This window comes from Spirosoma endbachense (assembly GCF_010233585.1).
In the GTDB taxonomy this organism is placed as follows: Bacteria; Bacteroidota; Bacteroidia; order Cytophagales; family Spirosomataceae; genus Spirosoma; species Spirosoma endbachense.
This window is the reverse complement of sequence record NZ_CP045997.1, coordinates 9,790,264-9,816,568: the sequence shown is the minus strand read 5'-3', so window position 1 is coordinate 9,816,568 and position 26,305 is coordinate 9,790,264. Positions and strand designations below refer to the sequence as shown.

The 26,305-nt window shown below is 47.7% G+C and carries 16 protein-coding genes; 12 read left to right on the top strand and 4 right to left on the bottom strand.

Features of this window, described 5'->3' with window-relative positions:
- Positions 1–255: 255 nt before the first annotated feature.
- The 3 genes from GJR95_RS39455 to GJR95_RS39445 all read left to right on the top strand — a co-directional run bounded on the left by GJR95_RS39455 (position 256) and on the right by GJR95_RS39445 (position 4,014).
- Positions 256–1,302 (top strand): DUF2278 family protein, encoded by a 1,047-nt coding sequence (locus GJR95_RS39455; protein ID WP_162391097.1) that lies wholly within the window; start codon positions 256–258, stop codon positions 1,300–1,302.
- Between the two features lie 367 nt (positions 1,303–1,669).
- Positions 1,670–3,241, top strand: a complete 1,572-nt coding sequence (locus GJR95_RS39450) for an FG-GAP repeat domain-containing protein (protein ID WP_162391096.1) — start codon at positions 1,670–1,672, stop codon at positions 3,239–3,241.
- Between the two features lie 257 nt (positions 3,242–3,498).
- Entirely contained in the window at positions 3,499–4,014 is a 516-nt protein-coding gene (locus GJR95_RS39445) for an acyl-CoA thioesterase (RefSeq protein ID WP_162391095.1), read from the top strand.
- Between the two features lie 35 nt (positions 4,015–4,049).
- On the opposite strand, the gene GJR95_RS39440 is transcribed toward GJR95_RS39445, so the two are convergent.
- From GJR95_RS39440 to GJR95_RS39430, 3 genes are read right to left on the bottom strand one after another with little or no spacing between them, the layout of a single operon-like run.
- Positions 4,050–4,478 carry a nuclear transport factor 2 family protein gene (locus tag GJR95_RS39440; protein ID WP_162391094.1) on the bottom strand — a complete coding sequence of 143 codons (429 nt, stop codon included), beginning with the start codon at positions 4,476–4,478 and terminating at the stop codon, positions 4,050–4,052.
- Between the two features lie 37 nt (positions 4,479–4,515).
- Positions 4,516–5,838 carry a serine hydrolase domain-containing protein gene (locus GJR95_RS39435; protein WP_162391093.1) on the bottom strand — a complete coding sequence of 441 codons (1,323 nt, stop codon included), beginning with the start codon at positions 5,836–5,838 and terminating at the stop codon, positions 4,516–4,518.
- Positions 5,839–5,873: 35 nt separating this feature from the next.
- Entirely contained in the window at positions 5,874–6,383 is a 510-nt protein-coding gene (locus GJR95_RS39430; protein ID WP_162391092.1) for a hypothetical protein, read from the bottom strand.
- Between the two features lie 462 nt (positions 6,384–6,845).
- On the opposite strand from GJR95_RS39430, the gene GJR95_RS39425 reads away from it, so the two are divergent.
- From GJR95_RS39425 to GJR95_RS39415, 3 genes are all read left to right on the top strand, one after another.
- Complete coding sequence (locus GJR95_RS39425) at positions 6,846–8,486, top strand: TldD/PmbA family protein (protein ID WP_162391091.1); 1,641 nt, start codon at positions 6,846–6,848, stop codon at positions 8,484–8,486.
- Positions 8,487–8,569: 83 nt separating this feature from the next.
- Positions 8,570–9,910 carry a TldD/PmbA family protein gene (locus GJR95_RS39420; protein WP_162391090.1) on the top strand — a complete coding sequence of 447 codons (1,341 nt, stop codon included), beginning with the start codon at positions 8,570–8,572 and terminating at the stop codon, positions 9,908–9,910.
- A 163-nt stretch (positions 9,911–10,073) separates the two neighbouring features.
- Positions 10,074–11,369 (top strand): FAD-dependent oxidoreductase, encoded by a 1,296-nt coding sequence (locus GJR95_RS39415; RefSeq protein ID WP_162391089.1) that lies wholly within the window; start codon positions 10,074–10,076, stop codon positions 11,367–11,369.
- Here the strand turns inward: GJR95_RS39415 and GJR95_RS39410 are convergent, their stop codons facing one another.
- On the bottom strand, positions 11,370–12,194 hold the full coding sequence (locus tag GJR95_RS39410; RefSeq protein ID WP_162391088.1) for an SGNH/GDSL hydrolase family protein: 825 nt from the start codon (positions 12,192–12,194) through the stop codon (positions 11,370–11,372).
- Positions 12,195–12,513: 319 nt separating this feature from the next.
- Here GJR95_RS39410 and GJR95_RS39405 point away from each other — a divergent pair, with 319 nt between their 5' ends.
- The 6 genes from GJR95_RS39405 to dnaE all read left to right on the top strand — a co-directional run bounded on the left by GJR95_RS39405 (position 12,514) and on the right by dnaE (position 26,302).
- Entirely contained in the window at positions 12,514–13,125 is a 612-nt protein-coding gene (locus tag GJR95_RS39405; protein WP_232541012.1) for an RNA polymerase sigma factor, read from the top strand.
- An 81-nt stretch (positions 13,126–13,206) separates the two neighbouring features.
- Complete coding sequence (locus tag GJR95_RS39400) at positions 13,207–14,280, top strand: FecR family protein (RefSeq protein ID WP_162391087.1); 1,074 nt, start codon at positions 13,207–13,209, stop codon at positions 14,278–14,280.
- Between the two features lie 195 nt (positions 14,281–14,475).
- The gene (locus GJR95_RS39395; protein WP_162391086.1) at positions 14,476–18,084 is read left to right on the top strand and encodes a TonB-dependent receptor; all 3,609 of its coding nucleotides are present in this window, start codon (positions 14,476–14,478) and stop codon (positions 18,082–18,084) included.
- Between the two features lie 15 nt (positions 18,085–18,099).
- Positions 18,100–19,875, top strand: a complete 1,776-nt coding sequence (locus tag GJR95_RS39390; protein ID WP_162391085.1) for a RagB/SusD family nutrient uptake outer membrane protein — start codon at positions 18,100–18,102, stop codon at positions 19,873–19,875.
- A gap of 95 nt (positions 19,876–19,970) precedes the next feature.
- Positions 19,971–22,121, top strand: coding sequence for an outer membrane protein assembly factor BamB family protein (locus tag GJR95_RS39385; protein WP_162391084.1), 2,151 nt, complete (start codon positions 19,971–19,973; stop codon positions 22,119–22,121).
- A 545-nt stretch (positions 22,122–22,666) separates the two neighbouring features.
- The gene (dnaE, locus tag GJR95_RS39380; protein ID WP_162391083.1) at positions 22,667–26,302 is read left to right on the top strand and encodes a DNA polymerase III subunit alpha; all 3,636 of its coding nucleotides are present in this window, start codon (positions 22,667–22,669) and stop codon (positions 26,300–26,302) included.
- The last annotated feature ends 3 nt before the right edge of the window (positions 26,303–26,305 follow it).

Here is a 26,305-nt window from a genome sequence, read left to right as displayed (position 1 = left end):
TCCGGCGCACCAGGCGGGATTATGAGTAGCGATGAACAATAAAAGAATTCAATCCAGAAAATCCCCGCTTATTACCCGCAAACTAGCAAATAGATTCATTCATACTGATCTCTCCATCGTTTTTGTTGCTTCATTCAGGGGTTGATAACCAATCGCTTACCGTTTACTAAGAGAAGGAGACTCTTGATAAATAGTTCTGGGATCATCGGTCAACTTGTTTTTGTTTCAGGTCTTAATCGACAAACCAGCCTCTCCATGTCCCTTACCAACTACCATCTCTTTGTAGGGCGCTATGACCGTGGTCTAATGGCTCCCGATGCGAATCATTTTGAGGTAAAACTCAACACCGGAAATGAATTTTATCGAATCGCCGTTAATGTTCGGTCCCAGGATGGTTCCATGCTTATGGCTTTGGTAAATGATAATTACCAGCATGAATTATGTAATCGACTTCTGGAATCGTTTTCCGAGAATGGTAGCTATAACATCAACGACGGGGTTAAAAGAAAGCAATTTGGATTAGATTTCTTACGGCGGAACATGGTTGGCGATTTTAACAACATGGTCGTTCTACCCAATAATGCGCCCGGTTTAGACAATGATCTGGAAGACAAATTGACGCTTGCTCTGAATAAATCGAAGGCGGATCCAAATGCCCGCATTTTTGCCTTTGGTGAGCAGTGGCCTGGCACCAACAAGCCTGACAGGTATTTCCCGGAAATGAAGGATCAGGGATTACATGACATTCACATGAATCAGGGGAATCCTCAAGGTTCACATGATCAGGACAATGGAGTTTTTCAGGACGGCGGGCTATTAATTTACTTCCCCAGCCTGCAACGCTGGACCGCCATTTTGTTGGCTTTTCAATCGCAGTTTAATACGCTCAATCCCACTACGTTACATACTGACGACCAGACTGGCCATCGCATCAAAGGTGATGTGCCCGGCCCTGGACCCGGTACCTCTGTCGATGGCATTGTTGTCATTGTGGCGGCTCTGGTGAACCCCAAAGGCAATGAAGTGGGCAAGGAGAAGGTTATTCTGGTCAATACCACCGATGAAGCCATCTCGCTGGATGGCTGGAAGCTGGTTGACCGAAATCGACATGAGTTTGTCATCCGAAACCGTTCCATTGGAGCCGGAAGCACGGCTGAGGTAACGATCTCTGCAAACAGCAACTTCAATCTGGGAAATAATGGAGGTACCATCTCCTTATTGACGAGTCAGGGTATTAAAACCAGTGGTGTTCAATACACGAAACAACAGGCAAAAGCCGAAGGTAAACTCATTCAGTTTTAAGCCTCCCAGAACAGGATCGAATCACCGGCAGAATGTATCTGCCAGCTTGCATACAGCTCTGAGTCTGATTCCTTATCCTATAGCGGTTAGGCTCAAAGAAATAATATGGTTCGAAGTAGCACCAGCGAAATCGCTGTGCTGATTAGGTATCCATTTCCTGGATTGTTACCGCAGGTTATGGTTCATCTGGTTAAAGAATGACCAGTTAAACCATGCCTGTGTAAAGTTATTTTGGTGTTCTTCAGTGCAAAGAACACCAACCCACTATCTTTACTCGAGTCCCGACCTGGCTCACCTGGGACTCTAACTTAATTCTGCTTTATTGTCTTACGTTATTTGCCAATCGCTCGAATTCGCTTTTTTGTATATGAGACGACTAATCCCATTTTGTATTTTACTACTGCTTATTTCATGTACCGCTAAAAGACAAAGTGACAAAGTAGAATTCGACGATATACCTGTTTCGAGACTCTCCGGGAAAGAACTGTCGATAGCGCACTGTAGCCGGTGCCATGCGTTTGTGAGTCCCGAATTATTGGCAAAAACGAATTGGAGAGATGTGCTTCCGGCTATGGGGCATCGGATGGGCATATACAGTAACGGATATCGACCCGACAGTTTGTTTGATCCCGGTCTAAGTGGTTCCATTGTACGTGATGCCAATATCTTTCCAGAAAGGCCAATTTTGGCAAAAGCTGACTGGCGCAAAATAGAGCAGTATTATCTTGAGAATGCACCGGATACGATCTTACCTCCGCTTCGCAAAAGTAAGATTCGGGTGGGGCTAAAGCATTTCAAATACAGGGAACCGTCCTTTTCTCACCGGCCCTCACTGACCACAATGGTCAAAATTCTTCCCGATCATCGAGGTATTGTTTTTAGTGATGGGAAAAGCAGACGCAATATCTTAACATTTCTGACCCCCGATCTGCTGGAGAATTATAGTATGCGTTTGGAATCAACGCCTGTTCATTTTTACGAAAAACCCAATGAGCTATACCTGACAACGGTTGGGAAAGGCGTTTTTCCAACTGATGCGCCCAATGGTGCATTGCAACGATTGGTGAAGAATGGCTCGGAATCAGGCTATAAACTAGAGAGCATAGCTATTCCAGATTTACGACGGCCCGTATTTATGGCTTATGGTGATTTGAATCAGGACGGGACTGAGGATGTAGTGGCCTGTGAGTTTGGTAACCAAACCGGACAATTGGCCTGGTACGTAAATAATGGAAAAGGGGGGTATGAGAAACGGATTTTGCGTGAGAAACCCGGTGCGATTACGGCTATAATTAAGGATGCTAACAACGATGGCTTGATGGATATTTATGTGCTCATGGCGCAGGGCGATGAGGGCGTTTTTCTTTATGAAAATCAAGGATCGGGTAAATTTCTGGAAAAACGCCTGCTAACTTTCCTGCCACTGAATGGGTCACAGCATATCGAATTGGCTGATTTTAACAAAGACGGCTTTGATGATATCGTTTACGTTTGTGGCGACAATGCCGATAAAACGCCGATTTTAAAGAATTATCACGGGATTTATATTTTTCTGAATGACAGGAAATCCAACTTTAAACAATCGTATTTCTACCAATTGAATGGGGCTTATAAGGCGATGGTACGAGATTACGATCTGGATGGTGACCTGGATATAGCTGCCATTTCGTTTTTCCCGGACTATCTTCGCTATCCGGAAGAAAGCTTTATCTATTTGAACAATAAGGGCAATCTAAAATTTGACGATTATTCATTTCCCGAAGCCTCAAGGGGAAGATGGGTGGTAATGGATGCCGGAGATATGGATGCCGATGGTGATATTGACCTTGTGCTGGGTTCGTTTGTGTATTTTATCCCAGAAGGCGATACCACCGGACTAGGTAAAAAATGGCTATCGACCGGGCCTTCCGTCATTGTTCTGGAAAACACAATTCGGTAGGCTTACCGGTTAAATTACATCGTTTTGGACAAATAACCTGGCTTATGGGCAGGACCCATCTAAGTCGTATGCGGAGATGGATCCGTAGCGACACACTTACGTTCCAGACCGGTCTGGCGCGGAACGGATTAAAGGTATAGCTCGCCGGATTGACCAACAACTTCGTGTTCTTTGGGTTCCGTACTTGCCCAAGTCGGTTTTCGGTAGTTGGTTTGCATAAACGCATTCCTGTTTATTGATAATTTCTCACGAAAAAAATGCCTCAACCCAAACTTGCCCGCGATTCCATGACGGTAATGACCGAAATGGTACTGCCCAATGACACCAATACGCTGAATAACCTGATGGGCGGGCGATTATTGCACTTCATGGACATCGCTGCGGCAATTGCTGCTCAAAAACACTCCAATCGTATTGTCGTAACGGCTTCTGTTGATAATGTGTCTTTTTCTGAACCGATCCGGCTGGGTAACATTGTTACGATGAAAGCCCAGGTAACCCGTGCCTTCAGTTCGTCGATGGAGGTATTTATTGAAGTCTGGGCCGAAGATATTCCCGCCGGCATACGGGTTAGCACAAACAGCGCATTCTATACGTTTGTGGCTGTTGATCAGAGTGGTAGGCCCATAGAAGTTCCGGCGGTGATACCCGAAACGAATGAGGAGAAAGATCGTTACGAGAGCGCGTTACGCCGACGGCAACTACGGCTGGTGCTCGCTGGTCGGATGAACGCGCAGGACGCAACTGAACTGCGGGAATATTTAAAGGTATAAGCCAAACCCCATCGGCGTTACCGATGGGGTTTAGACTACTGTGCCATCTTGAACGACTGCCACGTTACCATCTGCCATTGTTTCCCATTTCGGACATAGACATCGGTATACTTTAAGTGCGTATTGATCGTCTCGCCGTTATTCAGCGCTTTAATCATGCAAATGCCATTGATAATGGCTGTGTTGCCATACACACGTACCTTTTGTTCTTCTACGTTAATGGCGTCGTATTTCGATTTACCATCGCGGATCGACTGGATATACGACTGTTTTGTATCGGTGTTGCCGTTTGAATGTGTATAAACCAGATCATTGGCCAGTACCTGATCAAGTACCGCATAATTTTTGCTGACCTGGGCCTCGAAACGTTGTTTTTCGGCGGCAATGACCGATTTTTCGTCGGCCGACTGAGCTCGTACCAATTGGACGAGGAAGAAAAGGGAGAGTGTAAGGACGTATTTCATGATCTAAAAAGAAATGAATGCCGGATTCCTACCGTATTTAGTTAGCCTGCATCTGCGTGATTGCCTGGTAGACCAGTATTTTGAATTTATCGTTCAGATCGCCATAACTATTCGGGACTTTCTGGGTGTATAGTAGCCCTACAATGCCTTCTTTGGGATCAACCCAGTAGGTTGTGCCGAAGAAACCTCCCCAATCATACGACCCCTGCGATACCGGCAGGCGAGCCGCACTGCTCTCCGAGGTGATGGAAAATCCTAATCCGAATTTATTGGCTCCCTGATTCAGAGCGCCAATCTGATTCGTCGTGATAAGGCGTACCGTTGTCGGGCTAAGGATGCGCTTCCCGTTGTATTCGCCCCCGTTCAGCATCATTTGGAGAAAAATAGCGAAGTCGTAGAGCGTAGAGGTCAAACCGGCTCCCCCCGAATAGTATGTACCCGGTTTATTCGGATAATCGGCTGATATACCATTTTGAGACGGCATTAGCCGAACAGACTTGGTTGAGTCTTCGGTATACACTTTTGTCAGACGATTCTGCTTCGTTGCGGGCAGGTAAAAATAAGTGTCGTTCATGCCCAGCGGATCAAACAGCCGTGTTCGCAGAAACTGATCGAGCGACTGGCCCGAGAGTACTTCTATCAGATAGCCGACGACATCAACGCTGAGACCATAGCTCCAGCGGTCGCCGGGATGATGGATGAGGGGTAAGGTTCCCAGCCGGTTCATGGCATCGGCAAGGGTTCCGTCGGGTGTCCCGATACCGCTCGGAATTTTATTCTTGGCATAAATCGCAACTGCTTCTTTCGTACCGATACCTGGGTAACTGATGCCCGACGTATGCGTGAGCAAATGCCGAATGGTAATTTCGCGCTTGGCAGGAACGGTCGTGTAAGTCGTATCTTTCTCGTTGTACTTGTCCAGCACTTTCGGGTTTTTAAAGGCCGGAATGTACTTCGAAATTGGGTCATCGAGCAGAAATTTACCTTCTTCAAACAAGATCATCAACCCAATGCTCGTCAGTGCTTTTGTTTGTGAGGCAATCCGAAAAAGAGCATCCCGTTTGAGGGGTGTTTTCGCCTGAATGTCATCCTGCCCGTACGCTTTGTGATAAACGATTTTCCCATGTCTGGCCACTAGCACTGCCACACCCGCCTGACGCCCCCTGGCAATGTAATCGTTGATCACAGCATCGATTCGCTGAAGCCGGTCTGTACTCATACCAACGGATTCTGCCGGAGCATCCTGCAAAAGAGATGACCTGGTCGCTCCGTTTGCCGATGCAGCAGGCGTACTGGTATTCTGTGCGGAGGAAGATAGAAAAAAACCGGCCAGCAGGCCGGTTAAAACGAATGTTTTCATGAAAGAACCGGAGTTAGGAAGCGGCACGAAGATAGTTATTTTCGTGAGCCCGTATAGATCTCCGTCCGTCTGATTGGGGAGCCATCTTTCAGCGTTTCCGTCGTTGCCGTAATGGCAATCGCATTCTTACCAGATGCCTGATCGACCCCGAAGACGCCCGTTGCTTTATACGTACCTGTGTATGTATTGCTGGGCGGGATAAAAATCTGGCTGCTTGACTTATCAATTATCGTGAAATTAGCGCCATCGAGTTCAGCGGTCACTTTATACGATTGCTGCCCTGATTCAATATACAGTTCTTTCGGATTTGACCCCTTCGTAACGACAATACTCGCTGTTCCGTATTCGGGATTGAATGTTACCGCGCCTACAGTAATAATACTTTGGTAACCTTTGTCTCCGCCGTCATACGTTCCTACGTACTGATCGCGTGGATCAACGTCGGAGCCTGAGCTGGATTTCTTACAGGCGGTCGTAAAACAGCCAATAATAGTTACAGCAACAAGCATTGTGCGGAGTGATCGAAAGGCATTTCGATTAGCCATGATTAAATTTAGATATGGGTTATATTTACAAGCTGTCTATCAAACGCCGTGCCGGGATTGTCAAGTATAGACTACCGTAAAAAGAGCAAATTTAGATACGTTTACGAGATGGCGTCGTTTCAATAAAATTTTTTAGTCGCTTGCTTTTAGTCTCCACAGCAAAATTGACTTTAAACCAGGTTCAGCGAATAGCCTAAGAATAAATCGGTCCAGGTTACTTGTTAATGAATATACCAGTCTAGTGTGAAAGTCTAATAGTTTGATATTTTATTTTGATATATTAATTAATTTTAGAATTTTATCTATAATAAATGAGAATAAGTTGAAATAATATTGCGATACTATTTTGAATAGCCTACTTTTCCTCCTTGTTCAATTGCCTCTGTTTAGCAACAGTGCTGATTGCTGTCTATTGCGCTAAACAAATCAGTTAGTTGTAAACCAAAACGCAGGAAAACAATCTTGAATCGAAGAGATTTTATGTACGTAACGGGAAAAGGTATCAGTGCATTAACGCTGACACAAATTCCCGTTTTTGGTCGTCAGGTATCGCCCGAAGCCCTGCTGAATCCGGGCCTGGATGTATCCGTAAAAAAAAGGCTGGCCGATGCTGCTCTGAATGCCGCCAAGTCGAAAGGGGCAACGTATGCCGATGTCCGCATCGGCCGCTATCTCAACCAATTCGTAATTACCCGTGAAGACAAGGTTCAGAGCATTACCAATACGGAGTCTTATGGTGTAGGTGTGCGTGTCATTGTCGATGGCTGTTGGGGGTTTGCTGCTATCGGTGATGCGAAGACAGAAGCCGAATTGGCAAAAGCCGCCGAAAAGGCCGTAGCGATGGCAAAAGCCAATGCCATGCTTTCGGAAGAGCCTGTGCAATTGGCTCCTCAGAAAGGCTTTGGCGAAAGAAACTGGAAAACGCCGATTCAGAAAAATGCGTTTGAGATTCCTATCAAGGAGAAAGTGGACCTGCTGATGGCGGTCAATGGGGCAGCGTTAAAAAACGGAGCCAACTTTGTGAACTCCCAATTATTTCTGGTTAACGAACAGAAGTATTTTGCCTCCTCAGATGGTTCTTATGTCGATCAGGATATTCATCGACTTTGGCCTGGCTTTACCGTAACGGTTATCGATCCCAAGAGCGGTAAGTTTGAAACAAGAGATGCCCTCAGCGCCCCAATGGGTATGGGCTATGAATACCTGCAGGTTAATCCGAGTGATAAAATAACGGGCATCACGACCCGGTATAACCAGGGCTATGACATGCTGGAGGATGTTGTAGCGGCTGCCAAACAGGCCAAACAAAAACTCACGGCTAAATCGGTTGAAGCGGGTAAATACGACCTGGTGCTCGATCCATCGCACACCTGGCTGACCATCCACGAATCGGTTGGGCACCCGCTCGAACTCGACCGTGTCTTAGGCTACGAAGCCAATTTTGCCGGAACCTCATTTGCCACCCTTGATAAATGGAAAACCAAACGTTTCAATTATGGTAGTAAGCAGGTCAACCTCTTTGCCGATAAAACACAGGTTGGTTCGCTGGGAGCTGTTGGTTACGACGATGAGGGCGTGCAAACAAAGCGTTGGGATCTGGTCAAAGATGGGATTCTGGTCAATTATCAGGCTATTCGCGATCAGGTCCATATGCTGGGTGAGAGCGAGTCGCAGGGATGCTGTTATGCCGATAACTGGGGGTCTGTTCAGTTTCAGCGCATGGCCAATGTGTCGCTGGCCGCCGGGAAAGAACAACTGTCTGTCGATGAATTGATTAAAGACGTGAAAAAAGGTATCTATATCATTGGCGACGGTTCGTACTCAATCGATCAGCAGCGGTATAACTTCCAGTTTGGAGGGCAATTGTTCTACGAAATTAAAGACGGTCAGATTGTCGGCATGCTCAAAGATGTGGCCTATCAGTCAAATACGCAGGAATTCTGGAATTCCTGCGTCAAGGTCTGCGATGAACGGGACTATCGGTTGGGCGGGTCATTTTTTGATGGAAAAGGACAGCCCATCCAAATCAATGCCGTTTCTCACGGCAGCGCAACGGCTCGTTTCAACGGTGTCAATGTGATTAATACCGCCAGAAAAATCTAATCGCTTTCCGGAATGTGGTTTACGATAGGGCTTATTGCGTTGGCTGCTGTAAACCAGATACCGTAAGAATCAAATCGATAACCATGTCTATAATTCTTCCCGAAGCTGACGTAAAAGCCCTATTGGCTAAAGTGTTAACGTATTCCAAAGCTGATGAATGCGAGGTGAATTTACAGGGCGAGGAATGGAGCAATATTCGGTATGCCCGTAATAAAGTCTCAACCTGTGGCTCATTGGTTTATAAGCGGTTAGCCGTACAGTCGGCTTTTGGTAAAAAAGTTGGGGTGGCTACCATCGATGAATTTGACGATGCCTCGCTGGAAAAAGTTGTGCGCCGATCGGAGGAACTGGCCAGGCTGGCTCCCGAAAATCCTGAATACGTCGAATTGCTGGGCCCTCAGTCATATTTACCACCGAGCGGCTTCTTTGATTCAACGGCTACCATTTCAGCGGAAAATCGGGCCAAAGCCGTTGCCCAAAGTATTCAGATCGCCCGTTCGAAAAACCAGACTGTGGCCGGTTATCTGGAAGATCGGGTTGGCTACTCAGCCATAATGAATAATAAAGGCTTGTTTGCCTATTACCCCCGAACGATCGTAAACTTCAGTTCGACGATCCGTACCGAAGACGGAACCGGCTCGGGTTTTGCCGCTCAGGGAGTGAGCGATTTTACGAAGCTGAATACCAACTCCTCAACCCAGATTGCCCTTCAGAAAGCCCTTGGCTCTGTAGGAGCGCGAGCCATTGAGCCGGGTAAATATACCGTTATTCTGGAACCGCTCGCGGCTGCCGTACTGCTCGAACACCTGTTCCGTAGTCTGGATGCCCGTAGTGCCGACGAAGGCCGCTCGTTTCTGAGCAAACCCGGCGGGAAAACGAAACTCGGGGAGCGGATTATGGACGAGCGGGTTACGATTTATTCGGACCCGACTAATCCGGAGTTGCCCGCTTCACCCTGGTCGTCGGATGGTCGGACTCAGGAGAAAATCAACTGGATCGAGAAAGGAGTGGTCAAAAATTTATCGTATTCACGTTTCTGGGCCCAGAAAAAAGGCGTAAAGGCGGTACCGCCCCCGACCAATTTCATGATGGCAGGAGGGAGCGCCACGCTGGAAGAACTGATCAAAACCACACAACGTGGTATTTTGGTAACCAAATTCTGGTATATCCGCTCCGTTGATCCTCAATCGCTGTTGGTCACCGGTCTGACTCGTGATGGGACATTTTACATTGAAAACGGTAAAATAAAGCATCCTGTCAAGAATTTCCGGTTTAACGAAAGCCCGGTTATCATGCTTAACAATCTCGAAACACTCGGTAAGGTGGAACGGGTCGTGAGTAGTGAAGGCTCATTTGCCAACTACCTCATTCCGGCCATGAAAATCAGGGAGTTTACGTTCACATCCCTTTCCGATGCTGTCTAGGATCACTCCGTTAATTTCCTTTCGCTTATAATCATAGGACTTTGGCTTCGAGCCATAGAGCCGTGCCACGGTTACTGGTAATGCGCAAACAAACCACGGTCTGCCGTGCGGTGGCACGGCTCTATGGCCCGAAGCCAAAGTCCTAAATCAATGAATTGATAACATGGCAATCAACAGCCAGAATGAAGTTAAGCCAGGGCACATCGACCGACGCCAGTTATTGACGTATGGTCTCCAGGGCGCAATGCTGAGCGCCTTAGGAACCGCTTTGCCTTTAGAATCGCAGGCGGGTACGGCATCGTTCATCAAACAGCCTGCGAAAAATGGGAAGATTGTGGTTGTGGGCGCGGGAGCGTTTGGTGGCTGGACGGCTTTGCATTTACTGCGAAAAGGGTATAAAGTAACGCTCGTTGATCAATTCGGACCTGGTAACAACCAGTCAAGTTCGGGTGGAGAAACCCGCTTGATTCGGGCCTATTACAGTGATCCCATATACGTCGACATGGCGATGCGCGCCATCACACTCTGGAAGGAGAACGAGCCTCGCATGGGGCAAAAACTTCTGCACCAGAATGGATTGCTCCTGTTCAATTATCCATCCAGCAAAGCTGAATCGGAAGCCGCTGTGGCCATCTACAAAAAGGCTGGCCTGCCCCTCGAGAAAGTAAGCCTTGATGATGCCGTCAAACGATGGCCGCAAATAGGAACAGAAGGACTGGATCATGTGATGTACGATCCAACGGCGGGTTATCTGGATGCCCGCAAGGGATGTCAGGCGGTGTGTGATTTGTTTGTCAAAGAAGGCGGTACGTTTCTACAACAGCAGGTAAAACAGGAATCCATTAAAGGCGGCAAAGCAACTTCGGTGACCCTTGCCAATGGCAATGTGCTTGAGGCCGATCAGTTCCTGTTTGCCTGTGGGCCGTGGTTGACGCGTCTTTTCCCGGAACTCACGAAGAAACTCGCCGTGACCCGAGCGTTAGTTTTCTTCTTTGCAAGCCCGGCGGGTCAATCCGACCTTATGGAAAATAAACTGCCGACCTGGATGGATCGGGACATGACCGGCCCATTCCGCTCCTTTGGTGTGCCGGGAAGTGATTTTCGTGGGTTCAAACTGGGATTAACTCCCCCAGACAATAACGTTACCGATCGATTTGATACCTACAATCGCTCAGTAAAACCAGAAGAACTGGATATGGCATTAAACGTAATTGCCAGACGGTTCCCTAAAATGGTTGGCCAGCCACTGATCGAGCAACGTGTCTGCCAGTATACCAGCACCCCCGACACCGATTTTATTCTGGATACACATCCCGGCGCCAATAACCTATGGGTAATGGGTGGCGATTCGGGCCACGGCTACAAACAGGGTGCTTCGTTTGGTGAAATAGCCGCCAATACCGTTGCAGGAGAGCGGGAGAAATTAGAAAAGTTTGGCCTGAAACGATTGATTGGATAGCTAGTATCTTTTCATGGCCTTTACCAATTTACGGCTGATCAGGGCGTATCCTTTATCGGATGGGTGCAGACCATCATACGTTCGGTCTATCGCGTCAACCGGATACGGATACTCGTCCTTTTCAGGATCAAAGGGCACATCAATGAATTTAGGATAGGGATAATTGGTGTAAACACCCGTCTCCGGATTTTTCAGTCGCTTATACTTAACGAGCTTTTTTAGCTGCAAGCCATTCTGGTGATAAAGATCAACGACCTCAAATTTTTCGTGACGGCCAATGGAATCGATGGCATTGGCGATGGATTCGAGGAATTGCCCGTTTTTGGCTTTATATGAGCCAAAAGCGTTATTTTTCATATTGGCCAGATAGACAAAATCCACCCGTTGCATGGGAGTGATCAACAGGATATGCGCTTGCGGGTTAAGACTACGTAGTTTGTCGATAATAATCCGGAACGAGCCATACACAGTCGTGCTCCCTGTATTCCGTTGATAATCGTCAAAACGACCCAATGGCCGGCCAGCCCACCAATCGTTGGTGCCCAGAAAGACCGAATAAATATCCGCTTTTGTCAATCCTAACTTCTCAATTTCCTGCGCAATCTTAATAGCAGTCCAGCCATTGTGGCCTTGATTGGTGTAATGAATATAGGGAAGTTGTTCCGTAACTCGGGTCATGTATCCTTTTGTAATCCGATTCCCGGTTTCGTCCCGATGCTCATTCAAGTACGTGATCGAATCACCGATCGCGATCCAGGTAAGCTCTTTGGGTTTAAAGGAGCTGATTAGACCAATCAGTGCAATGAGTATTAGCCAATTTCTCATGTTCATTTTAGTTGATTCGGCATAGCTATGCCAATAATGCGTTTTTATCTGATGCCTTCGTACAAAAAAGAGGGTTTTCGTGAACGAATAGACTAGTGAAGTAATTTGCACTAAAGCAACTATAAAATTGAAACCTATTGAAAAATATTTTATAGCCGAAATGGAAAATTTCTTATAGTATACTTATTGGTTAAGACATATAATCTTCCCTTTTGAATACAATCTGTTCGTAATCACTAAAACTAATTAATCGAAGCTGTTTTTGTATAGCTTCGATTAATTAGAAGAATAATAGGGAAAAATCGCATTATTTTGTGGCGTGAAAGATATTGGAGCATCCGATCAGGAAGATCGACTCTATTGGAATCGTTTCAGGAATGGTGAGGAGGTCGCTTTTGCCTGGATCTACCAACGCTTTGTTCGCGTGCTGTATAGTTATGGCATGAAAATTAACCGCGATTCGACCGTGGTTGAGGATGCCATTCAGGATTTGTTTACCGATCTGTGGCGTACTCGTTCTCAACTGGCTGAAGCCAAGTCCGTTCGATTTTACTTATTTCGCTCGCTACGCCGTAAAATTCATCGCTCGCTCCGTCCTGAGGATGAATATACCAAACCATTTAATCCCGAAGCCGATTATGAGCAACCTACCCTGGACTCAGTAGAAGCAGATATAATTTCTGAGGAAGAAATTGAGATTCAAACCACTCAGCTTAAATCCTGGCTGACCTGTTTGCCTGCCCGTCAATATGAGGCTTTACTGCTACGCTATTATCAGGATTTTAGTTATTCCGAGATAGCCGCCATCATGAATATTAGCGAACAAGGGGCCCGTAATGTGATCCAAAAAGCACTACATACCCTGAGAAGACTGGCGTTCATGGTCTGCCTTTTAGGCATTGGCTGGGGACTTAAATTTTTTTATAGTTAAATAGGTTTAAATCGAGTTAAAGCAGTCTCTTTCTTAGTGAGTTGAAATAATGTACTATTCTCACTAAAAAGAACTGCTTTGATGTACCAGAATTATACGACTGATGATTTTTTGCAGGACCCCGCTTTTCGGAAATGGGTGTTGCAGGGAACGCCCAGTGACGATGCTTTCTGGGCTGACGTTTTGCTAAACTTTCCTCGTCAACGGGATTCCATCCGGCAGGCGCGGGAATTTCTGCTTACTTTACATGGGCAGGTCGAGGCTGATTTTCCGTCGGAACAGCAAGTTGACTTAATCTATAAGCGAATTTTAGAAAATAAGCAGGAAACGCCCGTTCGTCCTTTACATCAATGGTCGGGTTGGTGGGTCGCGGCCTCCATTAGCCTACTTATTGCAGTTGGAGGCTGGTGGTTTACGCAGAAAGATACCTCCCGAATCGCCTATTCTGATGCGACAGTTCCCCTTGATTCCAGGCTGTTTGAGCAAGTCGTTAATACGACTGCCACCGTCCAGATAGTGAACTTGCCTGATGGAAGCCAGGCATCACTGGAACCCCGTTCACAACTTCAGTATCGAAAAGCATTTGCCGATACCATCCGAGAGGTTTTCCTGGTCGGAGAAGCTTTTTTTGACGTACAGAAAAATCCAGCCAAACCCTTTCTGGTCCGTGCGAATGCCATTACGACGAAGGTACTGGGCACTAGTTTCCGCGTGAGCGCCTATGACCAGGATCAGCAAATCAAAGTAATGGTGAAAACTGGGCGGGTATCTGTTTTCCCGACCCAAAGCCGAAAACATCCTGATCCTGAACAGGACGGACTCATCCTGACTCCGAATCAGCAAGCCGATTTTACAAAAACGGACGCTCACTTTACCCGTACTCTCATCGACAAACCAATCCCGATTATCCCGCAAACTGAGTTGCAGCAGTTTTCATTTCGGAACGCACGCTTGCCTGAGATTTTGCAGGCCATTGAAAAAACGTATGGGGTAGAGCTCATTTTCGACGAGCAACAACTGAGCAATTGCCGACTGACAACTTCGCTGGACAACGAAAATTTATTTGAAAAAATGGATATACTCTGCGAAGCGATTGGGGCCACCTATAAACTTGTAGATGCCCAAATTATTATCGAGAGTAAAGGCTGTGAATAATCCAATTCTGAACGTATCCAAACCTACCTGCCTATGCCACAATAGCTCAATCCGATAATCCATTAAAAAAACCGGTAACGGTTCCAGCGTTACCGGCTTCTAAATGACCTTCTCTACTGACATAACCAGTATCCCGTTCCAGCGGGTGTGAAGGTTCGTTTTTGTGTCTTTCAATTACAAAAACCCGTCAAATCAATGAAAAAAACAGTACGAATCAAAAAAAAACTGATTCACCTCATGAAACTATCGCTCCTGCATATTTCGATAGCGATCATATTCGCAGGGGTGTCTTTGGCTCGGGAAGTTACAGCCCAGGAACTCTTGGATCGAAAAATAAACCTGCGAATCACTAACCAGGACTTTATCAGTGTTCTGGCAAGTATTGAGAAACAGGCGGAGGTAAAGTTTACCTACCGATCCAAACTCGTGATGGCTACCCAACGTATGACGTTTACTATCGTCAATGAATCGTTAGGGCAAGTGCTGGACCGGCTGCTTCATCCCCTACAAATCAAGTATAAAGTCATTAAAAATCAGATTGTTTTATCGCCCTTGACGACGCAATCCGATGAAGTAAGGATTCAATATGAACCAGATTCCGACACAGAATCAATTGCGGATATATCCGTTTCTGGTACCGTTACGGACGAAAAAGGCGAAGCACTACCGGGCGTCACAGTAGTGGTTAAAGGGACTCCGCGTGGCACAACAACCGATGCGGGCGGTGTGTACCGAATTAGCGTTACCGATGCGAGCTCAGTTTTACTATTCAGTTTCGTCGGCTATACGACAAAAGAGGTTTCGGTAGGAAACCGAACCGAAATCAAGGTGCAACTGGAAGCGAGTAACAACCAACTCACCGAAGTAGTCGTAACGGGCTATACCACCCAACAGAAAAAAGACATCATCGGGGCCGTATCCGTCGTGAAAGCCAGCGACCTGAATGCTACACCATCTGCAAATTTGATAGCCCAATTGCAGGGCCGGGCAGCCGGGGTTACGGTCAGTAGCACCGGCGATCCAGGTAGTTCGGCCTCTATCCGTATCCGTGGCTTTGCCTCCTATGGAAACAACAATCCACTCTACGTAATCGACGGCGTTCCAACCACCGATGCCTCGCGTATTAATCCGCAGGATGTAGAATCGATCCAGGTGTTGAAAGATGCCTCCTCGGCATCGATCTATGGGGCCAGAGCTGCCAATGGGGTCATTATTATAACGACTAAAGGCGGAAAAATGGGCAAAACGACCCTTACCTACGATATGTATTATGGTATTCAGTCAACCCCGCTCAACCGAATTCCTAAGCTGTTAAACACGAGTGAATTACTGACGTATCTGGATAAAACGACCGCATCCACGTTTGTGGACCCGATTTTTGGTCAGCATGGGTCATTTGCCATTCCTGATCGCTACATCGTTAGCAATGGATTCAAAGGGGGCGTCTCAGCCAGTGACCCGCGCGCAAATCCAGATTTATATACCATTGCTGATTATACGAATCCGTACCAGATTTTTCAGACCAGTCCGGGTACCAACTGGTTCGATGCTATGTCGCAAAAGGGCATTATTCAGAGCCATCAGCTAACGGCTAGCGGAGGCAACGATAAATCGACCTTTTCGCTGGGCATGAATTATTTTAATCAGCAGGGCACCTTCAAAAATACGGGCTACGATCGGTATTCACTACGACTTAATTCCAGCTTTAGTCCCACTAATTTTTTAACCGTGGGGGAAAATATTCAGGTTTCGTACGACAATCGGCGGGGCGATGCTACCGTCATTGGCGAAACCAGTGCCTGGGCGTATGCGCTCCGAAGTGCGTCCTTTATACCCGTTTATGATAGTAAGGGCGGCTACGGGGGCTCACTCGTTGGAGGAACTGCTGGCGTTGGCTATAATCCGGTATCGTATCTGGAGCGCCGGAAAGACTGGACAAATCAGAATCTGAGAGCGTTTGGGAATGTCTTTGCACAGGTGAACATCAATAAAGACCTGGCCTTGCGAACCTCTATCGGTGTTGATGCACGTAATGGAACGCTTCAGCGGGCCTTTTTAAAAGAATACGAGGCCAGCCAGTCACGACGAGTGACCCAGTTGACCGAGGCTTCGAATAATTACCTGAGCTGGACATGGAGCAACACGCTGACGTACCAGAAAAAGATTGCTCAGTTGCACGACGTAAAGGTTTTGCTCGGTACCGAAGCCATTAAAAATACAGGACGAGGTTTGTTTGGGGCCAAGAGTAACTATGATTTTGAGTCCAACAATTTCCTGTCGCTCAATACGGGTTTGCCGCAGTCGCTGGGCGATGTTAGTGCCAACGATGCTGATATTAACCGGAATACGCTGCTATTCAGCAATTCACTCTTTTCCTATTTCGGTCGGCTCGACTATATTTTTAAAGACAGGTATTTGTTGAATGCTACCTTTCGTCGGGATGGATCATCGCTCTTTGGACCCAATGTACGCTATGCCAATTTCCCGTCTCTCGGTGTCGGCTGGCGTATTTCCGACGAAGCATTCCTGAAATCGTTTAGCTGGCTCAATGAGTTAAAACTACGCGCTGGCTGGGGTCAGATGGGCAGTATTTCCAACGTGCCCGCCTTCAATCAGTATTCAACCTACAGCGCTTCGCCGGGCAGTAACTACTACGATATTAATGGGATTAATATCGGCTCAACGCAGGGTTATGGGGCTAGTTCACAGGGTAATTTGCTAACCAAATGGGAAACCACCGAAACCACCAATCTTGGTCTGGATGCCACCATAATGCAAGGCAAATGGAGTTTCGCCGTCGACGTGTATACAAAAAACACGCGTGACTTACTGGTGCCTAGTCTGCGAAATGGACTGGAATTGCTGGTAACCAAGCCATTGGTCAATCTGGGAACCATGCGCAATACAGGTATAGACCTGCAAATAACGAATCAGGGGCGTATCACATCGGAGTTGAAATATGATGCGACCCTGACATTTACCCACTACAAAAACCAGCTGACCAAACTCAACGACGAAAATACCGCGCAGCTGGTAGCCGCGAGCCGGATAACCAATGCCCTGATTACAACGCAGGGACAGGCTGTCTCGTCCTTTTACGGGTATCAACTAGATGGTTTTTATAATAGCCAGGAGGAGGTTAATGCGGGCCCTAAAATCAATGGTGCATCGGGTGTAGTAGGTTCCTGGAAATATAAAGACATAAACGGAGATGGTAACATCACTACTGCCGACCGAACCGTGCTGGGGTCTCCCCATCCCAATTTTCAAATGGGACTGAACCTCGGCTTTAGCTGGAAGGGATTTGATCTCAGCAGTTTTGTATTCTGGAACCAGGGAAATCAGCTCTATAATTATACCAAGTACTTTACCTACATGGGTGTGTTGGGAGGTTCCGTTGCTTCCGGGAAATTATATGATGCCTGGACACCCGAAACTGCCGCTACCGCCAAGACGCCCCAATTGGGTGTAGGAGCCACCAATGGCTATACGGCCTTCGTGACGGGCAATTCGAGTTCGTTTTACGTAGAGAATGGGTCGTATCTGCGGGGTAAAACCATCCAGTTGGGCTACAGCTTTCCCAAAACGTTACTGAAGACCATTAAGCTGAGTAACCTTCGGATATACGCGCAGGCGCAGAATTTCTTCACCATTACCAAATACAGCGGAGCTGATCCTGACCTGGGACTCGTATCGGGCGCATCGGTTGAGCAAACAGCCAGCAGCGACCAGAATCTGGGCGTTGATTATTCCGGGTATCCCAATCCGCGTCAGTTTTTATTGGGCCTAAACGTATCCTTTTAACTCCGCCATTCCGCTATGAAACCGATTCTAAATTATACGGCACTCACCTTATTGCTTTCGCTGGCTACCCTTTCGGCCTGCAAACAACAATTTCTTGACCTGGGGCTCCAGGGCGTTTATAACGAAAGCGATCTACTTAGCAAAAAAGGGATCGATGGGTTTTTAATTGATGCTTATGCTACGCTAGATGGAAATTTATCGGCCAACTTCCTGGGCCTTAGTGGAACCTACAACTGGATATGGGGCAGTATAACCGGGGGAGATGCCTATAAGGGCGGCACTAATTTCACCGACCAAAGCGAAATTAACCAGGTGATGCAGTATGCAACCCCCACCACGAACTCCCAATTACTGGCCCGCTGGAATGGTATTTTCGATGGTATTGGCCGGACCAATATCGTCTTGAAAGAACTGGCCAAAGCAACCGATCCTGCCCTAACGGATGCCCTGAAAAAACAGATCGAGGGCGAGGCTCGTTTCCTGCGTGCTTTCCATCATTTTGAGGGAAAGAAAATCTTTGGCAACATTCCCTTCGTGGATGAAAAAGCCACTGATTATAAAATCCCGAATACCGATGCGAGTGGTAACTATGTCAACATCTGGCCTCAACTGGAAACCGACTTTAAATTCGCTTATGATAATCTGGACGAAATGAAAACGGGGAAAGGCCGGGTCAATAAATGGACGGCCGGGGCGTATCTGGCCAAGGCGTATCTGTATCAGAGTAAATTCACGGAGGCCAAGGCACTATTTGATGTTATCATTGGTCAAGGTAAAACCAGTCAGGGTGTAAAGCTGGACTTAACGACGGGCTTTGGCGAGAACTTTCGGATCGCGACACAAAACAGTAAAGAGTCGATGCTGGAGGTACAAAGCGCCATTGGTGATGGAGCCAGCGACAATACGAACGGGTTTCGGGAAGCCATCCTTTGTTACCCCAACGGTATTGCAGGTGGCACGAACTCCTGGTTTTACCGACCGTCACAAAACTTGGTCAACGCGTTCCGCACCGATGAAAATGGCCTGCCCTTACTTGATACGTATAACGATGTCGATGTTACGTCGAATGAGATGGTGCCGGATGCCAGCTCGTTTACGCCCTACGCGGGTAATCTGGACCCTCGTTTAGACCATACTGTTGGGCGCCGGGGTATTCCCTATCTGGACTGGGGTATGATGACGGGGGTTGCTTTCACGGCCCCTCCTGGTGAGTCGATTACCAATGGTGGGCCATTCACGGGTAAGAAGCACGTTTTCGCGTCGGTCGAGTATAGTTCGGGGCAGGTGGTCCGGGCTAGTTTTGGCATTGCCAGCGCCTTGAATTATGATTTGATGCGGTTTGCCGACGTGTTATTGATGGCGGCTGAATGCGAAGTAGAAGTCGGTAGTCTGGATAAAGCGCGTGAATACGTCAATCGCGTTCGTGCCCGAGCTGCGGCTTCACCCATCAAAACGCTGGACGGAACCGCCAATGCTGCCAGGTATGTAGTTAGTCCCTATGCTACAGCCTGGGCCAGCAAAGAGGTTGCCCGAAAAGCCGTTCGCTTTGAACGGAGAATCGAGTTAGGAATGGAGGGGCACCGCTTCTTCGACCTGGTTCGCTGGGGCATTGCCGATCAGGTTATTAACACCGAATATTTACCTAAAGAAAGTGTGCGCCGTTCGCTGGCCTTGGGCAGTGGCGTTAAGTTTACCAAAAACAAAAGTGAATACCAGCCCATTCCGGATTATGCTATCACGCAAAGTTTTGTTGCTGGCAAGCCAACACTTAAACAGAATCCTGGTTATTGATCGTCCTGTGTCGAAACCATAGTTAGACAAGGGTAGCTCAACGATAAGCTACCCTTGCCAAACATTTCTCCTGAATCCATTTGTGTATAAGTGTAATGAAACGCAGTACTCTTCCTTTTCTTTTTCTAGTTGCCGTTAGCTTAACGGCTGCCCAACTGATCTATATACCTGGAGAAACTGAGTCGGTAACCGACTGGCCAGAGTATTTAGGCGGGCCAGACCGGAATCATTATTCAACGCTAACCCAGCTCAATACAGGTAACGTTAATCAGCTTAAGGTTGCCTGGGAGTATCATTCCCGCGACTCGGGTCAGGTACAGTGCAACCCGATTATTGTGGATGGCACGCTCTTCGGCGTAACGGCATCGAATCAGCTATTTGCGCTCGATGCTGCTACGGGTCAGCAGAAGTGGCGTTATGTGGAACCAGCCACCAAAACGTTCAATACCAACCGTGGTGTTACCTATTGGAAAAGTAATAAAGCCGGAGACACCCAACCCGCGCGGCTTTTGTATGCCTATGGCTCCTGGCTATATGCGATCAATGCCCAAACCGGAGAACCGATTTCTGGCTTTGGCGAGAATGGCCGGGTGAGTCTGAAAGTCGGATTAGGGGAATCGGCGAAGGATAAATTTGTGATTTCCAACACGCCGGGTACGCTTTTCGAAGATTTATTAGTCATGCCCCTACGCGTTTCGGAAGGAGCGGATGCGGCCCCCGGTTCGATTCAGGCGTTTAATGTTCGGACGGGTAAATTAGCGTGGGTCTTTCACACCATTCCGCACCCAGGCGAATATGGGTATGAAACCTGGCCTAAAGACGTCTATAAAAATACGGAAGTAGGAGCCGCCAATAACTGGGCGGGCATGGCGGTCGATCGTAAGCGTGGAATTCTGTATGTACCGACGGGTTCGGCCGGGTTTGATTTTTATGGCGGAAATCGTAAAGGCCAGAACCTGTTCGCCAATTGTTTACTGGCACTGGATGCCCGGACCGGCAAACGAATCTGGCATTACCAGCTGGTTCATCATGATATCTGGGATCGCGATTTACCGGCTCCACCTAACCTGATTACTCTTCACCAGAAGGGCCTGTCTGGATCCATAAAAACCATTGATGCGGTAGCCCAGGTAACCAAGAGCGCCCATGTCTTTATTTTTGACCGCGTAACGGGTAAGCCACTTTTCCCGATTCGAGAGATGCCTGTTCCTATATCGTCCTTGCCGGATGAAGTGGCCTGGCCAACGCAACCTGTTCCCACCTTACCAGCCCCTTTTGCCCGGCAAACCATTGCCGAATCGGAATTAAGTCCCTATGCTACCAACCGTGATACGCTGATAGCGCAGTATCGACGGGCAAAAAAAGGCCCGTTTCAGCCGTTAAGCAAAACGCCAACGCTACTGTTGCCAGGTGCCGACGGTGGGCCGGAATGGGGCGGTGCTGCCGTTGATCCCGAGGGCATTATGTATGTCAATGCCAACGAAATGGCCTGGATGTTTAGCCTGAGTGCAACGCCCAAAGTGGATGAACTGGCTCATTTAAGTCCCGGTCATCGACTCTATACAACCTACTGCGTGGCTTGTCATGGGCCAGATCGAAAAGGGAATCCGTCAAGCGGTTATCCATCCCTGGTGAACATCAGTCAACGGCGCGACCGGGAGTATGTAGCCAGGTTAATTACCAGCGGTAAAGGAATGATGCCGGGCTTCTCAGTTATTACTACCGCGCAAAAGCAGGAACTACTGGCGTTTTTGTTTAACGATGAAAAAGTGGAAACAGTAACTATGACTCCTGGTACGCTCACTAAACCTGGCCCCTACGTTCCTTATCGTTTCAACGGATACACGAAATTTTTAGATAGTAAAGGATACCCTGCCATCAAGCCGCCCTGGGGAACGTTGACCGCTATCAACCTCAATACAGGGCATCAGGTTTGGCAAAAGACGCTGGGCGAGCTCCCCGAATTAACGAAACAGGGTATTCTGCCAACTGGCACCGAAAACTACGGTGGCCCTGTCATCACAAAGGGAGGTTTACTATTTATTGCGGCTACTAAAGATGGAATGTTTCGGGCTTACGACAAGAAAACGGGCAATTTATTGTGGCAGACCCAACTGCCAGCAGCCGGTTTTGCCACGCCCAGCACGTACGAAGTAAACGGGAAACAATATATCGTAGTTGCCTGCGGAGGGGCAAAGTTAGGCACTCGCAAAGGGGATAGTTACGTAGCCTTTGCTTTGCCCTGAAACGGATTTCCCTATTAACGATCTCGCCTTTACAATGTCAAAAAATAATGAGCTTAAAAATTAGGATTAAGGATGGTTCGTAAAGCCCCGGTGGGATGTCTGCCGGGAGTTTTATTTATTCACTCAGATAGATCCCAAATCCATATGCTGAAATCGGTTGTCCGTTTTCTGCCTAATGTTGATCACCAGGTACGGCCAACTTCGCAATGGTTTGTGTGAAAATTCAATTGAACGTTTTCCATTTTATAAACTACAAGGCTGAATCGATAGATAAGCTGTTTTTAGTTTGCCGATCGAGGAGTTAATAAACCATTTACTATGTGTTGTCTTTAATCTTACTGGCCAACCGTTAAGTCGACCAATAAGATAGAATAGATAAAGCCAGGCTAAGGCGATTCTCTTTCAGGCTTTTACCAAATTCTTTTCAAAAATCCCCGCTCCTCATTACCTGTTGACCGTTCAGTTTGCCTATTTTTACAGAGGAACGAATCCCGTAAATCCGGGAAATCGACTAATACCGGCCGCGTCGGCGGTCTGATCAGACTATGCAATTTTCTCATCTCCACTGCCATACTCAATACTCGCTGCTCGATGGGCAGGCCGACATTAAAAAGCTGATTAAGAAAGCTAAAAATGACAACATGCCTGCCGTTGCCATCACCGACCACGGCAACATGTTTGGCGTGTTTGAGTTTGTGGCCGAAGCCAGCAAGCAGGGTATCAAACCCATTGTTGGCTGTGAATTCTATGTGGTAGAGGATCACACCATCAAACAGTTTACGAAAGAAAAGAAAGACATTCGATACCACCAGCTTCTGCTTGCCAAAAATGCTCAGGGCTATAAAAATCTGGCGAAACTCTGCTCACTTGGCTACATGGAGGGCCTTTACGGCAAATACCCCCGTGTTACGAAAGCACTCATCGACAAATACAAAGAGGGGTTGATTGCTTCTACCTGTTGTATTGGCGCGTCGGTGCCGAAAACCATTCTGAAAAAGGGCGAGGAGGCTGGTGAAATAGAGTTTAAATGGTGGCTGGACCGCTTCGGTGAAGACTATTATGTCGAATTACAACGGCATGAAATTCCGGATCAAATCAAGGTCAACGAAGTGCTGGTGCGGTTTGCCCGGAAATATAATGTCAAAATCATTGCCTCGAACGATTCGCATTACGTCGATCAGGACGACTGGGTAGCGCACGACATTCTGTTATGTGTGAATACCAACGAAAAGCAAAGCACGCCGTCGATGAAGGAATTCAGCGACGACGAGGTGATGCCCAAAAATACCCGCTTTGCCTTCTTCAGCGACCAGTTCTATTTTAAGAACACGCAGGAGATGACGACGTTGTTTAAAGATCTGCCCGAAGCGATCGATAACACCAACGAGATTGTAGGTAAGGTAGACACGCTGAAGCTGAAGCGTGACATCATGCTGCCCAACTTCCCGATTCCACAGGAGTTTCAGCAGCATACCGACGATGTGCTGAACCAGTGGGAATACCTGCGCCACCTGACCTATACCGGAGCCAAAGAACGCTATGTAGATATTTTGCCGCATATCCAGGAGCGTCTTGATTTTGAGTTGTTTACGATCAAAACAATGGGCTTCGCCGGGTACTTCCTGATCGTATCTGACTTCATCAAAGCCGGGCGTGATCTGGGCGTTATGATCGGTCCGGGTCGTGGATCAGCGGCTGGGAGTGCCGTGGCCTATTGCACAGGTATCACCAATATCGATCCCATTAAATACGACCTGCTGTTCGAGCGGTTCCTGAACCCCGACCGGAAGTCGATGCCCGATATCGATACAGACTTCGATGACGAAGGCCGTCAGAAGGTGATTGATTATGTCGTGCAGAAATACGGCAAGCAACAGGTTGCCCAGATCGTTACCTACGGCACAATGGCGTCTAAATCGTCGATCAAAGACGTCGCCCGTGTCATGGATCTGCCCCTTCAGGATGCCAATGCGGTTGTGAAACTCGTGCCCGACAAGCCGACCTACAACATGACGCTCAAGCGCATTTTTGAGGACCCGATTGATGGGCCGGGTGGTTTAGCGAGCGTTATTCAGCCCGAAGAGGTCGATAATGTGAAGCGAATGCGTGCGCTCGAAGCAGGCGACAAGAGTGCGGCCCAGGCCATGCGAATCGTCGACTATGAAAAGGTATCGGCAGTACTCAAACAGGCCCGAAAACTTGAAGGTACGGTTCGTAATACGGGCCTGCACGCGGCTGGGATCATCATCGCGCCCAGCGACCTGTCGGACATCGTACCGGTGTCAACCTCGAAAGATACGAACCTGATTATTACCCAATATGAGGGTAAAGTCATTGAGGATGCGGGCGTTATCAAGATGGACTTTCTGGGCCTGCGTAACCTTACGATTATCAAGGAATGCCTGCGGCTCATCAAGCAAAATCATGGTGGTTTTCTCATTAATGGCGTGGAAACCGGCATTGATGATATTCCCCTGGATGACGAAGAAACATACAAACTCTTCCAGCGGGGCGAAACCAATGCCGTGTTTCAGTTTGAATCCGACGGCATGAAAAAGCACATGAAGGATCTGAAGCCTGACCGCTTTGGCGACCTCATTGCCATGAATGCCCTTTATCGACCGGGCCCGATTGCCTATATTCCGAACTACATCAACCGCAAACACGGTCGCGAGGAAGTTAAGTACGATATGCCAGAAATGGAGGAGTATTTGGCTGATACGTACGGTATTACGGTTTACCAGGAGCAATTGATGCTGCTGTCGCAAAAGCTCGGAAACTTCACCAAGGGCGACGCTGACGTACTGCGGAAGGCGATGGGGAAGAAAGACAAAGCCACGCTCGACAAGATGAAAGGGAAATTTATGGATGGCTGTACGGCCAACAATCTTCCCCTGAAAGTCTGTGAAAAGGTCTGGACTGACTGGGAAGCTTTTGCTTCCTACGCGTTCAACAAATCGCACTCGACCTGTTATGCATTTGTTGCCTATCAGACGGCCTACCTCAAAGCACACTACCGGGCCGAATACATGGCTGCGGTGTTAACGAGCTGCCTGGGTACCATCGACAAGATTACGTTCTTCATGGAAGAATGTAAAAATATCAACATTCCGGTTCTTGGACCCGACGTAAATGAGTCGGAGCGGTTTTTCGGGGTAAACAAAAACGGAGAGATTCGATTCGGGCTGGGTGGTATCAAAGGCGCGGGCGACGCGGCTGTAGAGGCCATCATTGAGGAGCGCAAAGCAGGTGGGCCATTTAAAGATATTTTCGACTTTGCGATTCGGGTCAACCTTCGAACCGTGAACAAGAAAACGTGGGAATCTCTGGCCTATGCTGGTGCTTTCGATAGCATCGACGAATACCACCGGGCGCAATATTTTGAGATGGCTGAAGGCGACACTTCCCCATTTCTGGATAAGATCATTCGGTACGCCAACAACTACCACGCCGAGAAAGCTGCCGCTCAACAGTCGCTGTTTGGCGCCATGATGAATGGCGAACCAATGCTGGCCCGCCCCAAAGCGCCAACCGTAACGGAATGGAATCAGATCGAAAAGCTGAAGTTTGAGAAAGACGTTGTTGGTTTTTACATCACTGGCCACCCACTCGATGAATTTAAGCTCGAAATGGAGGGGTTCTGTAACTGTACCCTGGGCAACATTTTCGAGACAAAACAGCCCGAAATAAAAGTTGGCGGCATTGTATCGGCCGTACAAATGCGGATAACCAAAAGCGGAAATCCGTTCTGTATTTTTAAAATAGAAGACTATAACACGTCCCTTGAAATGGCTCTTTTCGGTGACGACTACGTCCGATTGGTGCAATACATTGAGGTTGGGCGTTTCCTGCACATTACGGGTAAGACGCAAAATAAATGGGGCTCTGAGCAGTTGGAGTTTAAGCCGGTAAGTATCCGGTTGCTGAACGATATGCGCGAAAAATTCTGCAAGGAACTGCGTGTATCCTTAACGATCGACTCGTTGAACGCGCAACTGGTTGCCAAAATCAATGAGCTTGTCAATGCACATCCCGGCACTTGTACGCTCTCGCTCAACGTAGTTGACCACGCCGAGCGTATCGAGGTCAGTTTGCAGTCGCGTACACTGAAGGTCTCACCGGCTAACTCCCTGCTCCGATCGCTGGAAGCCATGGAGGGCGTAACCTGTAAGGTGGCGTAGAGG

Excerpts from the sequence above, each read along its gene's own strand:
- GJR95_RS39435 (WP_162391093.1), bottom strand. The coding sequence starts at position 5,838 with ATGAAAACATTCGTTTTAACCGGCCTGCTGGCCGGTTTTTTTCTATCT.
- GJR95_RS39415 (WP_162391089.1), top strand. The coding sequence starts at position 10,074 with ATGGCAATCAACAGCCAGAATGAAGTTAAGCCAGGGCACATCGACCGA.
- GJR95_RS39450 (WP_162391096.1), top strand. The coding sequence starts at position 1,670 with ATGAGACGACTAATCCCATTTTGTATTTTACTACTGCTTATTTCATGT.
- GJR95_RS39395 (WP_162391086.1), top strand. The coding sequence starts at position 14,476 with ATGAAAAAAACAGTACGAATCAAAAAAAAACTGATTCACCTCATGAAA.
- GJR95_RS39410 (WP_162391088.1), bottom strand. The coding sequence starts at position 12,194 with ATGAGAAATTGGCTAATACTCATTGCACTGATTGGTCTAATCAGCTCC.
- GJR95_RS39455 (WP_162391097.1), top strand. The coding sequence starts at position 256 with ATGTCCCTTACCAACTACCATCTCTTTGTAGGGCGCTATGACCGTGGT.
- GJR95_RS39440 (WP_162391094.1), bottom strand. The coding sequence starts at position 4,478 with ATGAAATACGTCCTTACACTCTCCCTTTTCTTCCTCGTCCAATTGGTA.
- dnaE (WP_162391083.1), top strand. The coding sequence starts at position 22,667 with ATGCAATTTTCTCATCTCCACTGCCATACTCAATACTCGCTGCTCGAT.
- GJR95_RS39445 (WP_162391095.1), top strand. The coding sequence starts at position 3,499 with ATGCCTCAACCCAAACTTGCCCGCGATTCCATGACGGTAATGACCGAA.
- GJR95_RS39430 (WP_162391092.1), bottom strand. The coding sequence starts at position 6,383 with ATGGCTAATCGAAATGCCTTTCGATCACTCCGCACAATGCTTGTTGCT.
- GJR95_RS39385 (WP_162391084.1), top strand. The coding sequence starts at position 19,971 with ATGAAACGCAGTACTCTTCCTTTTCTTTTTCTAGTTGCCGTTAGCTTA.
- GJR95_RS39400 (WP_162391087.1), top strand. The coding sequence starts at position 13,207 with ATGTACCAGAATTATACGACTGATGATTTTTTGCAGGACCCCGCTTTT.
- GJR95_RS39390 (WP_162391085.1), top strand. The coding sequence starts at position 18,100 with ATGAAACCGATTCTAAATTATACGGCACTCACCTTATTGCTTTCGCTG.
- GJR95_RS39420 (WP_162391090.1), top strand. The coding sequence starts at position 8,570 with ATGTCTATAATTCTTCCCGAAGCTGACGTAAAAGCCCTATTGGCTAAA.